This is a genomic window from Sphingobacterium sp. 1.A.5, from assembly GCF_002734235.1.
Classification (GTDB): Bacteria; Bacteroidota; Bacteroidia; order Sphingobacteriales; family Sphingobacteriaceae; genus Sphingobacterium; species Sphingobacterium daejeonense.
The window spans coordinates 1-15,198 of sequence record NZ_PEBA01000056.1 but is presented as its reverse complement, the minus strand read 5'-3'; the positions used below and the strand labels follow the sequence as shown (position 1 = coordinate 15,198).

12 protein-coding genes are annotated in these 15,198 nt (G+C 39.2%); 7 read left to right on the top strand and 5 right to left on the bottom strand.

What is annotated here, in order from left to right; translation table 11 throughout:
- Positions 1-67 precede the first annotated feature (67 nt).
- From CRT24_RS15775 to CRT24_RS15760, 4 genes are all read right to left on the bottom strand, one after another.
- Positions 68-2,152: a type IA DNA topoisomerase gene (locus CRT24_RS15775; RefSeq protein WP_099372151.1), complete on the bottom strand. Its 2,085-nt coding sequence runs from the start codon at positions 2,150-2,152 to the stop codon at positions 68-70.
- Between the two features lie 104 nt (positions 2,153-2,256).
- Positions 2,257-3,699: a DUF3945 domain-containing protein gene (locus CRT24_RS15770; protein ID WP_099372150.1), complete on the bottom strand. Its 1,443-nt coding sequence runs from the start codon at positions 3,697-3,699 to the stop codon at positions 2,257-2,259.
- 87 nt (positions 3,700-3,786) lie between these two features.
- The gene (locus tag CRT24_RS15765; RefSeq protein ID WP_013632691.1) at positions 3,787-4,095 is read right to left on the bottom strand and encodes a helix-turn-helix domain-containing protein; all 309 of its coding nucleotides are present in this window, start codon (positions 4,093-4,095) and stop codon (positions 3,787-3,789) included.
- Between the two features lie 264 nt (positions 4,096-4,359).
- Positions 4,360-5,208 carry an RteC domain-containing protein gene (locus CRT24_RS15760; RefSeq protein WP_099372342.1) on the bottom strand — a complete coding sequence of 283 codons (849 nt, stop codon included), beginning with the start codon at positions 5,206-5,208 and terminating at the stop codon, positions 4,360-4,362.
- Positions 5,209-6,057: 849 nt separating this feature from the next.
- Here CRT24_RS15760 and CRT24_RS15750 point away from each other — a divergent pair.
- From CRT24_RS15750 to CRT24_RS15720, 7 genes are read left to right on the top strand one after another with little or no spacing between them, the layout of a single operon-like run.
- On the top strand, positions 6,058-6,651 hold the full coding sequence (locus tag CRT24_RS15750) for a hypothetical protein (protein ID WP_099372148.1): 594 nt from the start codon (positions 6,058-6,060) through the stop codon (positions 6,649-6,651).
- Positions 6,652-6,694: 43 nt separating this feature from the next.
- Complete coding sequence (avs1a, locus tag CRT24_RS15745; protein ID WP_144034599.1) at positions 6,695-7,888, top strand: AVAST type 1 anti-phage system MBL fold metallo-hydrolase Avs1a; 1,194 nt, start codon at positions 6,695-6,697, stop codon at positions 7,886-7,888.
- On the top strand, positions 7,885-8,742 hold the full coding sequence (locus CRT24_RS15740; RefSeq protein ID WP_099372146.1) for a serine protease: 858 nt from the start codon (positions 7,885-7,887) through the stop codon (positions 8,740-8,742). The genes avs1a and CRT24_RS15740 overlap by 4 nt, the downstream gene beginning before the upstream one ends.
- Positions 8,739-13,709, top strand: coding sequence for a hypothetical protein (locus CRT24_RS15735; RefSeq protein ID WP_099372145.1), 4,971 nt, complete (start codon positions 8,739-8,741; stop codon positions 13,707-13,709). The genes CRT24_RS15740 and CRT24_RS15735 overlap by 4 nt, the downstream gene beginning before the upstream one ends.
- Positions 13,706-13,951 carry an AVAST type 1 anti-phage system protein Avs1c gene (gene avs1c, locus CRT24_RS15730; RefSeq protein WP_099372144.1) on the top strand — a complete coding sequence of 82 codons (246 nt, stop codon included), beginning with the start codon at positions 13,706-13,708 and terminating at the stop codon, positions 13,949-13,951. Before CRT24_RS15735 ends, avs1c (CRT24_RS15730) begins: the two co-directional genes overlap by 4 nt.
- Positions 13,938-14,183 (top strand): AVAST type 1 anti-phage system protein Avs1c, encoded by a 246-nt coding sequence (gene avs1c, locus CRT24_RS15725; protein WP_099372143.1) that lies wholly within the window; start codon positions 13,938-13,940, stop codon positions 14,181-14,183. Before avs1c (CRT24_RS15730) ends, avs1c (CRT24_RS15725) begins: the two co-directional genes overlap by 14 nt.
- Positions 14,170-14,421: a hypothetical protein gene (locus tag CRT24_RS15720; RefSeq protein WP_218962648.1), complete on the top strand. Its 252-nt coding sequence runs from the start codon at positions 14,170-14,172 to the stop codon at positions 14,419-14,421. Before avs1c (CRT24_RS15725) ends, CRT24_RS15720 begins: the two co-directional genes overlap by 14 nt.
- A gap of 512 nt (positions 14,422-14,933) precedes the next feature.
- Here CRT24_RS15720 and CRT24_RS15715 read toward each other — a convergent pair.
- Positions 14,934-15,198: transposase (locus tag CRT24_RS15715; RefSeq protein ID WP_144034477.1), on the bottom strand; the 265-nt coding region annotated here is incomplete at its 5' end.

The following is a 15,198-nucleotide window of genomic DNA, read 5'->3' as shown; positions in this document are numbered from 1 at the left end:
GTGCGAGGACCGCAAAAGGATGTCGCTTCTATCCCTCACGCTGTATGCCGTCCAGAAAACAAAGCATTTATTTCCTTTTTGGTTTCCTGTTTTCAAATTCAAAAGAGGTTTCGGCTTTATCGTTCATGACGATATAGGCATTGAATTTATTGCCCGAATTACTTTTCATGCCTTTGATAAGGTTGGTCTTTCCTTTTTTCACAAGGCTTTCTATATCGGTAAGGCTCAACGGCACTCCGCACACGGTACGGAATTGAAGCCAGTTGCAAGCCTCATCGGGGCATTTTACAACTTTGTTCCAAATCAATAGCTGACGGCTCTTGCATTTGGGGCAGGTCAGTTCCGGTTGTTTTTCATTGGCAATGCCAGTGTCCAAAAGTTCCCGTGTAATGGAAGTGGCATAGGCTTCCATTTCACGGTGAAAAGCACCTGCATCCGCCTCGTTGTTTTCGATTTTCTGCAATGCCATTTCCCATTCGGCGGTCATGGCTATATCGGCAATCTTTTTGTCCTTAACAGCCCCGTAAACCTGCAATCCCTTATGGGTAGGGATAAGGGATTTCTTTTCACGCCGAATGTAATCCCTTTTAAAGAGCGTTTCTATAATGGAGGCTCTTGTGGCAGGTGTACCGATGCCGATGTCTTTTAAGGCTTTCCGTTCGTCCTCGTTATGGGTTTCCTTTCCGGCGTTTTCCATTGCGGACAACAGACCTGCCTCGGTGTAAAGCACGGGCGGTTTGGTTTTCTTTTCCAGTACGGATGCCTCTTTGATTTTCAGCTCATCGCCGACCTTTAATTCCGGCAGTTCCTGCACAGACTCGCTGTCTTCATCGGTAAATTTTTCCTTGATGCCACGCCAGCCGGCTTCGAGGATTTTACAGCCTTTAAGTGTAAAATCATAGTGCAAAGCCTGCAATCCGATGTCGGTTATTTCTTTGGTACAGGCAAGTGAAAGGGCTTCCAACAGGCGGTGCGCAATCATATCATAGATAACATTTTCGTGTGCTGACAGTTCGGACGGGATTTTTTCGGTAATCAGCAGACCGTGGTGGTCTGTGACCTTTACGTCATTCACGATGCGTTTGTTGAAACGCCCCCATTTCACTTTTCCGACCGCCTTTTTACAGGAAGCCCTCGCTTCCAAATTCCTTACCAGTGCAGGGATTTCCGACCACATATCTTCGGGGATGTATTTGCTCCCTGTACGGGGGTAGGTGATAAATTTCTTTTCATACAGGCTTTGGGCAATGTTCAATGTTTCCTCGGCAGTATAGAAAGCCCTTTTATTCGCTTCTTTCTGCAATCCCGTAAGGTCGAATAGCAAAGGCGGTTGCTCCGAAACCGTTTTGGTTTCCATCGCCGTTACGGTAGCCGTTCCGATACGCTGAATGGATTTCAGCGTATCGTCAGCGAGTTTTCTGTCATCCCATTTGGTCTTGGAAAGGCTCTTAAAGTCTGTAAATTCTTTGCGGTGTTCCAACTGGATTTGAAAGTATTTCTTGACGGCAAAGTCTTTGTTTTCCAAATACCGCTTGCAGATAAGGGCAAGCGTAGGCGTTTGTACCCTGCCAAGCGAGTAAACGCCACGCCCTGCCGAAATACTCAACGCCTGCGAGGCATTGATACCGACAAGCCAATCGGCTTTGCTCCGCCCTTGTCCGGCACGGTACAGCCCGTCAAATTCGCTTCCGGCTTTTAGGTTGTCAAAACCCTGTTTAATCGCCTTTTCCGTGAGCGAGCTTATCCATAGGCGTTCAAAGGGTTTCCGGCACTTTAGGTATTCATAGATGTACCTAAATATGAGTTCCCCCTCACGTCCGGCATCGGTGGCCACGATAATACTATCGCATCTGCCGATGACCTGTTCGATAATCTTCAACTGTTTTGATGCCCCGCTATCGGGAACATAACTTTTGTCCTTTTTTACCTTGCGTACCGTAAGGATAAAAGGGTCGGGCAATATGGGCAGGACTTCCCTTTGGAAGCCCGATACCCCGTAATCTTCGGGCATCGCCAGTCCGACCAAATGCCCCAATGCCCACGTAACTTCGTATCCGTTCCCTGTTAGGTAGCCATCCCGTTTTTCGGTCGCTCCCAACAGGGTAGCTATTTCTCTCGCCACACTTGGCTTTTCTGCAATGATTGCTTTCATGATACTATCTCTTTTAATGGATTTTGTGGTGAACATTTCTCTTTGAGAAACCCCTTCGTATTCTGTGAAAGGGGATTTCCAAAGGAAAATGTTTTTTGATGGTATTATCTTTTTACCCCTCTGGATTTAGCCGGACGGTTAGGGTCATTCTGCCGTTGCTGTTGAGTTTTGTTTTTCGGCGTTTGTTGCTCCGGTTTCAGAGGCTCGTTGATGTGCTTGGTCGCTTCGTTGGTTTTCCCGTTGGAGTTCACGGCAACCTGTGTTTTGTGCGCTTCGGCAGGCTGTGCCTTATTTTTCAGCGCATTGGGGTTTTTAAAGCTGAAATCATAATTTCCAGTTTCTTTGTTCAGCGTGACATATCCTTTATACGGGTTTCCTTTTCCGTCCTTGAAATCCGAAACGTAAATCGTCTTGCCCTCGGTGAGTTGCTTGTACTGTTCATCCGAAAACACTTTGTTGCGGAACATTTTCGGGTCGTTTTCCTGTGTCTGTTTGGGGGCTTTATCGCCAAAAAGAAACTCCGTATATTTTTTGTCGGCGTTGAACTGCACATAGGCATTTTTGTTCGTACTGTTTTTAAAATCCAGCCCTTCCAAATAAATGGCTTTCCCATCTTTCAAATCCCGTTTTTGGTCTTCGTTCAACTTCACGCCCTTAATCTCATCGGGTATTTTTATTCTTTCATGCCTAAATGCAATGACCTCGTTCGTGAGATGGTCGATACTGATAACGGAGGGTATCTTTTCGCCTGTTTTGGGGTTGGTCAATTCCACCACACGCCCCATGTTTCCGGTTTTGAGTAGGTTTTCCCTGTCCTCTTTGGTAAACTCGTGACCAAAGAAAGGGGCTTTGAGGTTGGGTTCGTGGCGTACACCATACATCATAAGTACAGGTTTTCCGTCTTCACCGTCTTGGAAACCGAGCCTTGCTTCCGAGCGCATGATGACCGCACCGAAATTGACACTTGTGGGATATACCTTATTGGTCTTATAGCCCTTTAACAGCAAATCCAATTGCCCGTCTTTTTCAAGCCTCTCTTTGTTTATCCCAAATTGCGCTAAATAATTCCAGTCCACATCTTCTGCCTTATAGCGGTATTCGTTTTTCTCCTGTGCTTGCTGTGTTTCCGGTGTCGCCTGTGGTGCTTCCACATCCTTTTTGGTTTCCTGTTGTTGCTCCTTTGGTTCTTTGACCTCATGCTTTGCCATAACAGCCTCGCCCTCTTTGGTGGGGGCATCAACCTGTTTCTGCATTTCTTTAGCGGTTTCGACCGCTTCCTTTGCAGGTACTTTGAAGAATGAAAAATGGGTCGGGTCTTTAAGCTGTCGCCAAAAGTTGGAGAAGAAATTTGTAAACAAATCTCCGGCTCTGTCAACCCGCATAAATTGGCTTTGGTTTTTCTTGGTGGCATCAACGGTTTTCAGATTACCGTTTTCGTCAACACCCGTAACGGCTTGGATTTTCTTTTTTTCCTTGTCCATCACCAACAGCACATCCGAAAGCTGTTCGGGATATTGCTGTGGATTTTCATTTGTCTGTTCGCTCATGATATTGATTATTTAAAGATTATACTGTCCGAAAGTAAGCGAAGCAGGTACGGCTATGCCGTACCCGTCTTTTCGTGGTAGGGTTTGTCATCGGTTTTCTTTTGTACGCCGTATGGGGGCTTTAAAACTTTCCCTAATGAACTGGTGTACATCCGATAGTTTGTAGTACAGCTTTCCGCTAATGGTATAATATGGTAGCTTACCCGTGGAGCGGTATCGTTGCAGGGAACGGTGGCTGATTTTCAGCATTAGGAGCAGGTCTTGGTTGTCCAGTAATTCCTCACCGTCTATGCTGTGCCGTTCTTTCTTGATGTTTAGGACGTACTCTTTCAAAATATCGAAACGTTCCATTATACGTTCCATCCATGCGATAAATTCCATTCTGTCGATGTTCATAACAATACTTTTTAATGATTTCTAACACCACAAAATTGGAGCGATTGGCGCAGGCTGTCTTCCGATACGTGTCTATCAAAATGGCACTTTTTTCATTTTTTTACAATTCGTGTAAAGCCCTGTTTTTGGGGGCTTTTCGCACTTTTGGTCAATCGGTCGGCATCCAAATCAATGGATTTGCCGATAGACACATATAGGCAAACGGGCAAAAAAAAGACAGCACCGATTGATGCTGTCCTTTTTGATGGAAAGAGAAGACCAAAATTATAGGTTGTCTTCCCTGTCCATATATTCCTCTAAGCTGTATTTGAGTTGGTCTAAAAACAATGTCCGTGAGCCTGCACGGGTCTTCATTCTGTGGAAGCTGTTATGTATGTCGTTCAGCGACACACGGAACAGGATTTGGAGTACCATGCTGATTTTGCGGATGCCTATTTTCCCGTGCGAAATGGCATCGCAGGCATAGAGTGCATAAATCAATTCGATAAGGGCATTTTTTGTCTGTGTCCAAAAGAAGTCTTTTGTTTCCTCGTGTTGTAGCAGGACATCGGGATTTTGTTCGGGGCTTAGCTTTGTCGTCAGATAGTTATAGATTAATTCGTTGGCTATGATTTTCGCCACCTTGTAATCAAAATAGGTCGAAAATTTAGGGTCGATTTCAAATACATAACTGTTCAGCCCGTCATAGTAATTAATGTTTCCCAACGTGAAGTAATGTCCGTCACGGTCGGTTCTGCCGGAGCGGAAGTACCTGTAAAATTCAGAATTGCATATATGCTCTTGGTATTCCTGTTTTAAGTCACGCAGTTGCAGAGCGAAATAGTTTTGGTGCAGTTTTCCGTTATCTACGGGGCAAGCCGTCTCAATCCGGTACACCTTATTGTAATAGATAAGTTTTCCGAGGATGTTCGGCTTGACCTGTTTAAAAAAATAGATTTCCTCGTCCTTACTGGAAAAGCCCTCTTTTATCACGTCCTCTTTGACGGCATATAATAATTCTTGGAGGTAAATCGTCATCTTATATGCCTCGTCAATGAAACTGGACGTTTCGGCTGACAGCTTCCTTTCTTGCTTTTGGATTTCAGCCACAATATTGTTCAAAGGATGTCTCATAGCTAAGGTTTTTAAATTGTACACTATCACTATCTAAACACAAATATTATCCTTTGCAATGAGTTTGGTACAGAATACAGGTCGAAGTCATGGAAGATTTTTTTTGTAGGAAGCATTAAAATTTTTGGCAGAAACGCATTGTCATCTTTTCAATTTGTTTACCTTTGTCGAAATTTGAAGCTGTTTAGGTTTAGGTTGATTAACCTTTTCCACGAATATATCAGATTGGTACGGACTGTCTTTAAGTTGGTTTAATCGTCTTAAATCTTCCAAAAAAGAGTTCGAGTTTTGTACCAGTAAGTTCACAAAAAAAGCTAAATGGCGCCATTGGAAGACAAATGGTGCCATTTTTCATCATAATCCCTTTACTTTTACTATAGGAAGGTTTTCTTAAAAATCTCTTCTAATTAAATACTCGTCAGATTAGTATCATGGATTAATTTTGAGCTAAAAGCTGGAAATATGTTAACTGTTTTCGAACCGATTCATTTTTTTCCTTAAAACTCCAAATTTTCGTCAGTCTTGTTAAAAAAATAAAATTTTGGCCGCTTTTTGAATTGATATTTTATTTCCTTTACGCCTCGAGTATCTTATCTGTGCTTGTTCGATTTTTCTGACTAGAATGTATATGATTGCTGTTGTCATTAGTTTCTCATGATAACGTTAAAGTTCTCAAAGAGAATCAGCTCAGCGTTAAATAAGACACTTTTATTTACAACTCGAATAGGGTTTTCCGTAATCTAAAGAGCTTTTATTTGGTTATATTTGTGTGAATTACAATTTATTACTTAGTAAATTGTAATTCAATCACCTTTAATAATAATCTTGAGAATGAATTTGATGTAACATATGAAAATAACTTTACCCACTCTTAAGTCAACTCTCTATCAAAAAACTAGAAGCAAAAATATTATAAAGCAACTATTGGCCTCAAAGCGATCAATACCACTTAATGTATTGCAGGAAAATCGCTTTTACTTATTGGTAGAAGACAATGGAAATAAAATCTGTCTCACTACCAAAGAAGAATTTATTCCCGAAGAAATTGAATACGCTCTTTTTACTAATATGCTCCCTAGTAAACAACGGTTTGAAGAGGGTAAAATAGTTATAAAGGGATGGGCGAAACACCCTCTTTTAAAAGAGTACTCATCCAATGAGATTATACAATCATGGAAAAATGATTTTCTATATAAAGAAGAAGATAAAAACGAGTCAGGATTAAGACAACCTCAGATTGCTGCATTACATATGATAATGGGACATCTGAAACTTCCTTTAGATGCAGCAACCGTAGTAATGCCTACAGGTACAAGTAAGACAGAAACTATGTTAGCTACACTAATAGCTAATAGATGTGAAAAGCTTTTGGTTACGGCGCCTTTTGATTTTTCACGAAATCAGATAGCTGAAAAGTTTTTCAATTTAGGGTTGCTAAAATAATTTGGTATTGGTGGCGAAAAGTCTTTATATAGATAAGAGTAAAATGAATGTTAGTATTAAAATATATCCAGCCAAAAACGGCGATTGTTTCCTGGTAAGTTTTTGGGAAATCATAACGGAGAAAAAGCATTTGCTCATTGACTGCGGCTACGTTGATACATTCCAAAAGTATCTAAAAGATGATTTAATAAAAATTGGTGAAAGCGGCGGAACCCTTGAAAAACTAATTCTGACACATATTGACGCAGACCATATTCAGGGAGCAATAAGGTTTTTAAAAGATAACAATGCCGAAAAGTTTATAGCAATAAAAGAAGTTTGGCATAACACATATCGTCATCTCTGTGTGCAAAAGGAAGGTGAAATAGATATAAAGCAAGAGCGAATTTTACAACAGATAATTCGAAGAGGAAATCCCCAAAGCGAAAGCAAACAGGGAGAGAAAGGTATCAGTGCAGAGCAAGGAACAACAGTGGGCGCATTGTTGCTACAAGGAAAATATTCATGGAATTGCGACTTTAATAATCAGGCTGTTTGTATTGAACAAAGGTCTGAAATTGAACTAAAGCCTGGTACTAATATCTACCTGCTTTCCCCTGACAAGCAAAAGTTAGGAAAGCTAAAAGATCTATGGACTGATGAATTAAAAAGGTATGGCGCTAATTTCAATTCAGGCAATGCGCAGCTATATGATGACGCATTTGAGATGCTTTTGTCATGGGAAATAGAGAAGGCTAAAATAGCTCCTAAGCCAATTTCAGCTACAAAAGAAACGCTTGAAGAACTATTAAAAACACCTTTTGATGAAGATTATACGGCTACAAATGGCAGTTCTATTGCCTTTATTTTACAGGTTCAAAACAAAAAAATACTTTTTCTTGCCGATGCGCACCCTGGTTTGATAGTTCAATCCCTTAATGAATATCAAAATGAAGGCACAATAATCTTCGATTTAATAAAAGTGTCCCATCATGGCAGCTTTGGTAATATCAGCCGTGAGTTGTTACATAAAATTGATTCGGAAAAGTACCTTATCTCTACTAACGGCCAAAAGCATGGTCATCCGGACAAAGAAACTATAGTGCATATTATTACCAGGAAGGCAGGTTTTCATAGAAAACTATATTTTAATTATATCACTGCTAATTCAAAATATTTTGATAGGAAAGATTGGAAGGAGAAATATAATTACTCAATCCACTACCTAGATCAGCAGCCTTATACACTAACATTATGAGCCAAAAAATATTAAACCCAAAGCAAATAGAAACAGCAACTGTGCAGGTCACTTGCGGAAACAAGTCAGGTACAACCTTTTTTGTTGTCACCGAAGGAGATAAACAAATCTTACTTACATCTGAGCATAATTTGCCTGAAGGGCAACCAGTGAAGCTATATCTAAATGATGAGGAAGTAGAGGCGGAAATTTTGGAAAGAATATCAGATCGTGATGTGGCTATATTGGAACTTAAAAATCAATCTGCAACTATTATTCCTGGTCTTCCTTTAAAAAAAATAGAAATCCCCTACAATGAAAATTGGGAAACCTATGGTTTCCCGACACAAAGGGTAAACTCTGGTGGAAGATATACCGGCAATGTCTCTCGGACTAATGAAGGTACAAAATGGGATGTGGATTTAGAATGTGAACAATACAGCAATATAAAACAATTTGATGGATTGTCAGGTGCACCGCTGGTAATGAATGGGCATGTAGTAGGAGTTATTGGGTATGATACCGTAGGAACACTCGGTGCAACAAGTATCAGTAGTATTACTGAGATTTTGAACAAGCACCACATCATTGTCACTATCGATAAAGGGCATTCTATACCAGATTCGATAGAAAGTGATATATCAGACACTACGCCCAATGAAGAAGTGTTGCAAAAAATAAATGATGTAGTTGCAGCGCAAATTGACGGGAGTTATTTTTTGGTAAGTGGCAGCCCGGGTTCAGGCAAAACTACAATAGCTGCTCAATTCAAATTTGAGGATGGCAATCATATTATAAGCGATAGATTTTTTGTAAAAGTTCCGGAGAGCGAAGAAATTCCAACACAAATCAGGGCGACACCGGATTTTTTATGAAATGGGTAGAAGAAGTTTGTCACCGTACCCTGTATAATAGTCCGCCACCCAAACCCAAAGCTGAAAAAACACTAAATGACAGGATAATAGAAATTCACCAAGCAATACAGCAGTTATCCATACATTATCAACAACAAGGGAAAATAGCCTTTTTGATTATAGACGGTTTGGATGATGTTAGCAAATCCCAAATAGAGAACTTTCTCTCCGTGTTGCCTGTTAAGTTACCTCCACATATCAAGGTGATTTTCTCATGTACATCAAAAGAGTTATTACCTAATGCAATCCAGACCACAATTGATGCATCAAAAGAAATTAAGGTCACACCACTCTCAATTCAGAATGCGGAGAAATATCTTTTGGAGCATATAAAAGAAAAAGGGCTTAACGCAAATCAAATAGCCGCACTTGCAGAAAAATCAGAAGGGCATCCGCTTTATCTAAGGTATTTGATCAAGTATATTTTAGGAATGGACGAAATACCTTCTATTGACGATTGGATTAGTTCGATTCCTGTAATTGGTGGAGAAATAGAAAACTATTATAACAAAATCTGGCTGCAAATAAATGATCATCCAGAAGAAATCTGGCTTGCAGCTACTTTATCAAGGTTAAGAATACCGGTGGATAAGAAAACCTTATCAGAAATACAGCCCGAAGCTACAAGGCATAGTTTCCTGTCAGGTTTTAAGAAGATCGAACACTTGTTAAGAGACAATGAAGCGATAAGTATCTATCACACCTCTTTTTCTGATTTTGTAAATAAAAAGACAGATGAATTAGACGAACAGGTACATAAAAACATAAGTAATTATATTCAAAAATACCCTCAGACAAATTTTAGCCTGTCTGAGAAAGTGTATCACCTGACACATGGAGATGAGCAAAGTAAAAGAAACGCATTAGACGAATGTAACCAGGCATGGATTGATGACTGTGCATTAAACAGTATTAACCCTGATATTGTTTTGATAGACGTTAAAAATGTAATCGGCCTCGCTGCTGAATTAGGGATAGCGCACAAAGTCATTTCTTTATTGCTTCTTTCACAGCGGGTAAATTTTAGGTACAATACACTTTTTCAGGAGAACGCCATTTTTCTTGTAAATGCTTTATTGGCTTTAGGCAGACCGGAAGAAGCGATAAGGTACGTTGTACGCAATAAAACGCTAATAACTGCTGATGGGGATGCTTTATACCTTCTACAAAAATTTTACGAGTATGAGGCAGATGAAGAAGCAGAAATCTTATTGAATGCAATTAATCAGACGTGTAGAAATATCATAGAAAGTGGTTTTGATACTGAAGCCTTCAATCGATTTATCCAATTAAAATTCAGTGCTGTTACCTTATCATCAAACTCTGATTTTGAAAATGCGTTTCATGAGTTTGGACACTTGAAGAAAACGGCTATCAAAATGATTGAAGCAAGCGGTAATTCAAAAGAAGCTATACATAAATTTAAAGATGGTATAGGTTCTTACAATAGCGGCTATCTTATCTGGAGATTTAATCTTCCTCCTTTTACTAAGAAAACGGAAGACAAATTCACATTTGATGATAAGTCAAGCGGTTTTATTGCAATAAGCATTTACCATGCGTTAGATTTTCAGGAAAAAAGTCCTAAAAGAAAAACAGCGGATAATATTCCTGCGTGGATTGAAGACTTGGAATATGTGATTGATAAATATGGCACACATCCAGACTACTACTTCATGCTATTGTATATTCTTCTGGGAAGATCAAAGAGGTTTGATCTTATCGATAACCTGTACAAGGACGTCTTTCCAGGTATCGAAGAGTTCGATTTGCGAAAAGAAAATGGCGTTGATTTAAATCATCAATCCATACATCGGTTTACACTCAATGCAGAATGTCTTGGATATTTTGATACCGAAGATCAATTTCCGACACTTCCACAATATAGGTACTCATCCAATTGGGAGGAAAGTATAAAATCTGTCTTTAAATATCTATGCTTCCTGACAGGAAAAGCAAAGCGTTATAAAATTGATGACAGGAATGAAGAGATCAAACAGCTTCAGAGTAAACTAACTGCTTTGATTGAAAAGCTAATTCCGGACTTAAGGGATAGGATGAATTGGAATAGAAGCTATGCCCTTCCTGAATTGATTTACCCGGTCATCTACAAAAGCCTGATTCATTTACTGATTGATGCTTTCCCCGATTATATTCCTGTTTTTGTTGAGCAGATAGTCAACAAGAAGTCATATCAGCTTGGGCTATACACCGAAGGTTATACCGATAGCTTGTTTGTTATTGCCCAGCAATTAGCTAAGCAACCTGAACATGAGGTTCCGGCCTTTAAAGTAGCAAAAGTCCTAGAAGAACATATTGTTAGCACAGTAGAAAATAGATGGGAAAGAAATGAATACCTGTTGAGATTAGTTGAATTGTATGCGCTCCTGAAGAATCATGATAAAGCTAAACAAATTTTTAAGGAAATGATTGATACCTCAATGGGGCCATCATGGTACAAAGAAGCTCAGTTGGGGATAATCAATACTGCAGTTTCAAATATCGTCCCTAAAGATGGTAATCTTTCGTATCTGCAGAAGTTCGCTGCGCATCTTCATAACGCATCCGGCGAGATGACATTTCAACGATATGTGAAACAGCAGCAGGAGGAATTTGTCGGTGACTTGGCTAAAGTAGGTTTTTTAAATAAATCAATAGAATACTTTAAGCACTTGTTGCTTCCGGATTACCTAACCATTATTACCAATGCTGAGTCGGGAGCAGTCGATATGCCTTACACAGGCGAGGGATACGTATTAGGAGCAAGGGCAATCGAGGAGCAGAGTGGTATAATGGACATGTTACGGAATATTGAAGATTCAGGTTCCCTTATCGTTTGGGGACTAAGTGAATTGTTTATGCTTGGGGATGATAGATATATCAGAGGTTATGCAAAGATTCAGGCAGGCATTCTGAATCATTTGGAAAACAATGAACCAGGAAAGTTAGACATAGTATTTAAGCGCCTGGCTCGGTTTGTGGTTTCTGAAATAAGTGATGAATTTCGATATGAGTACCTACGGGAATTGTTTAGCGAATTGAGCACTTCAAATTTTGAGAAGCTGAAACCGTATTTAGAAGCGGTTGGAATGCAACCAACTCAACCTCAAAAAGAAGAAACTGAAGAAGAAAGAAAACCTTCAACTCCTAAACGAGAAGAGAAAGATTCTCTTGACGAACTAATTATAGCAAAAGAAGAAGCACAGCGGAAGATTAATACAGAAAATAAAAGCGGTGCAAGAAAAGTCATAATCGACGCATTGAAAAAGGTTCAGGACGAAAAATATGGAATATGGTCATTTAATTATTCCAATAAAATCAATGATATAAGAAATCTTTTTGCTGAAACCTACAATAATTCTGCAGAGTTTATTAAAGACATAAAACAACTGATTATTAATGAGCCCTATTTTGAAGAATGGGTAATTGCCAACCAAATTATTTCATTACTTCGGAATATAAATGACGAGCAAGAAAAGCAGTTGATTTTAGAAACTGTCCTGGAGCATATTAATTTGATGGTGAGAACTGACCAGCATTTTTATGATCGGTATGAGTGGCTGAATAATGGAGCTGATAAAGTAAATACCGATGAACAAGATGATCATCTACTAAAATTCCTTATTTGGTTCTTAAATCATCCGTCATTAGTTGTAAAAAATCGAGTTATTGAAACCTTGGTTTGGCTTGGCTCTATTAACCCAGGCATTGTTTTGCGAGCACTAGTGAAGGAAATACTTTGTGACGGCTATAGCATTTCTAAAGAACTCTCCGCTGCAATTATTCATCAGCTCTCAAATGTAAATCCTGATGGTTTTGCCGAAAATCTGAAAGCTGCTTTTGAAGAAAAGGAACAAGAACTATTGAAGCTTAATCACTTTATGGTAAGGGAGGCCATTCTTACATCTCTTATCGAGCTTAAAAATAGTGGCATTACCGACCTAGATGAATTGATTGCAAAGTTTGAGCAAACTTTTGCTGTATCTAATAAAAGCAAAGGTGAGATAGTGTTTGAAGAAGAATATTTGGAACCGTTAAGCGACCCCTTACATGAGCTTAATGAGTTAAATATTTTAACCAAACAGTTTGCTGAGACATTGGTGGGACAGGTAAAAGCATTGACCCCACTATCTATTGAGGATACTCAAAAAGCAAGTGAATATATTGATCGGAGTTTCAATGATCATAACGACATCTCCCTTGTTTCGGATTTTGATGTTCTTTTGAGATACGCTTTAAATGTTGCTGTGTGCTCTTGCACTACACTCAGTGACAGAGAGAAAGTTGCTAATATATTACGGTTTTATCAACCAACTTTCCCTGAAAACAAATTAGCACCTCAGTTTAATATCAGTAATGAAACTTTTGAAAATGCTGTAAAAGATTTTTTTGAAACCGGAAATATTGCTTTTGACAAACTATTAGTTGATGGTGAACTTCCATTGAACTATTACGCTACACAGCATTCGGAATCTCGCCGTAGCGGTAAAGAAAAAATTGAGCTTACAGCCTATCTAATCCCTATGGCAAAATTCTCTGCAAAACGTCACTCTTATCCTTGGCCAACTTTTCCGGCGAATGGTTATCCTGATAGTGTTTATGAGGAAGAAGATATAATTCCGCTATTTATTAAGAGTGAATATGCGGGTAATGTTACCGGAAGTGAGTTGGTACCAGCTGTAATGACTACAATTCTAGGTACTCTAATCCCAAATCTCAAAGACAATACTAAATCTGTATACTGGCGTAAAGGAAGAAATTGGGATAATAGAGAACAGGGGGTTGCTGAAAAAACAGGTTATTATACAACCGTAACAAAAGCCAAGATCGAAACGCTGAAAGCCGGGTATAAGCTTATTTGGCAAATATCTTTTGGCTACGATTCCAGGTACATTGATGTGTTTGAACAAAAGGAGTTAATAAGATGATTACACCAAGCAACAGAAAAGAATTTGAACGGCATATAGATATTTTAGCCGAGAGTATTGAGAAAGGAAGATTTCATTTACCGCCTAGTCGGAGGATGCTCAATAGCTTGCTGAACGCAAAACAATTACCGAACAGACGAACCAATTTTCTGACTATTGATGAATCAACACGACTATTAGCTAATTCATTGGCAAATTTCGACAGACCAGAATTTAAAAACAGAAAAGATGCCGAACAGTAGAAAAGAATTTGAACTTAACATGCATTTTTTATCCGAAGGTTTTGAAAGAGACCAGGTAATGATTAACAGATCGAACATCAAATCAATTAAAGGGATAAAAAATGCCAGATTAGCGCCTAACCGAAGAGCTAACCTTCATACAGTTGATGAAATGGCCAGGCTGATGGCAAATTCAGTTGCCAATATGGTGCAACAAAAAGAACTAAAATCAAAAGAAAATGGAGAAGAGTAAATATGGAATGCCTCCGCCAAAAACCAGAAGAGAATTTGAGCACAATCTTTTCCTATTGGCAGAAGAAACCCACCGAATAACGGAAAGCGGTGACGATGATTTATTCAGAAATTTTTTGTGGGCTACTTATCCGCATATAAAAAACATAAAAATCCACCCTAATGGCCGGCTGAACTTTTTGACGGTGGATGAGCAAGCACGCTTACAAGCAAACATGAAAAAATGGATGAATGATTAATGTTTACAAATGAAATACTACCTAATTATCCAAAAGATTTTTATGCACTTTGAAAAAGGCTGTCTTTTATAATAGCAATTCCATCTATCCCTTTAATCATCGCACGAGGCTATATTAATAAATAAACTCTAATATTATAGATACGAAGGAATTTGTTCGTTATACGGCACAACGTCAAAAAGAAATTTGCAAATCAGCCTTTATGTTTTTAATTTCCTACCTTGCTTCGTATTCTTCGGCTGTATAGGTTTATGCTCATATTCCTCTGAATCGTATTGATATGGACTGTCTTTTAATTGATTCAATCGCTTCAAATCTTCCAAAAAAGAGTTCGAGTTCTGTACCAGTGGGTTCACAAAAAAAAGCTCAATCGAAAGATTGAGCTTTTTTTTGTGCCCGCCGGGATTCGAATAATATTCCGAAGGCACCCATATTGGGTTCGATTCGGAGAAGGTTCAGGGTTTGAGCCTGGGGATTGCGGATCATACCGAAAGTTTGGGGGGTAAAGACTTTTAAGCATACAATTTCATCACTCTGTACAGGAAGAATGTTGTGTCCCTTACGCCACGGAAGACACTCCTGAAAGCTTTGAGTTTTGCATTGAATGATTCTGCCGATGCATTAGTACTTCTGTTGTCGAAGTAATGGAGAATGTATTGATGATGAGCTGCAATGGATCTTGCTACGCTCTCAAAGGAAGCAATGCCCGCATTCTCAACCTGATTATGCCACAGGCCTAGTTTGGTAAATGCGACCTTTTTGTCCCGGCATTTGTTG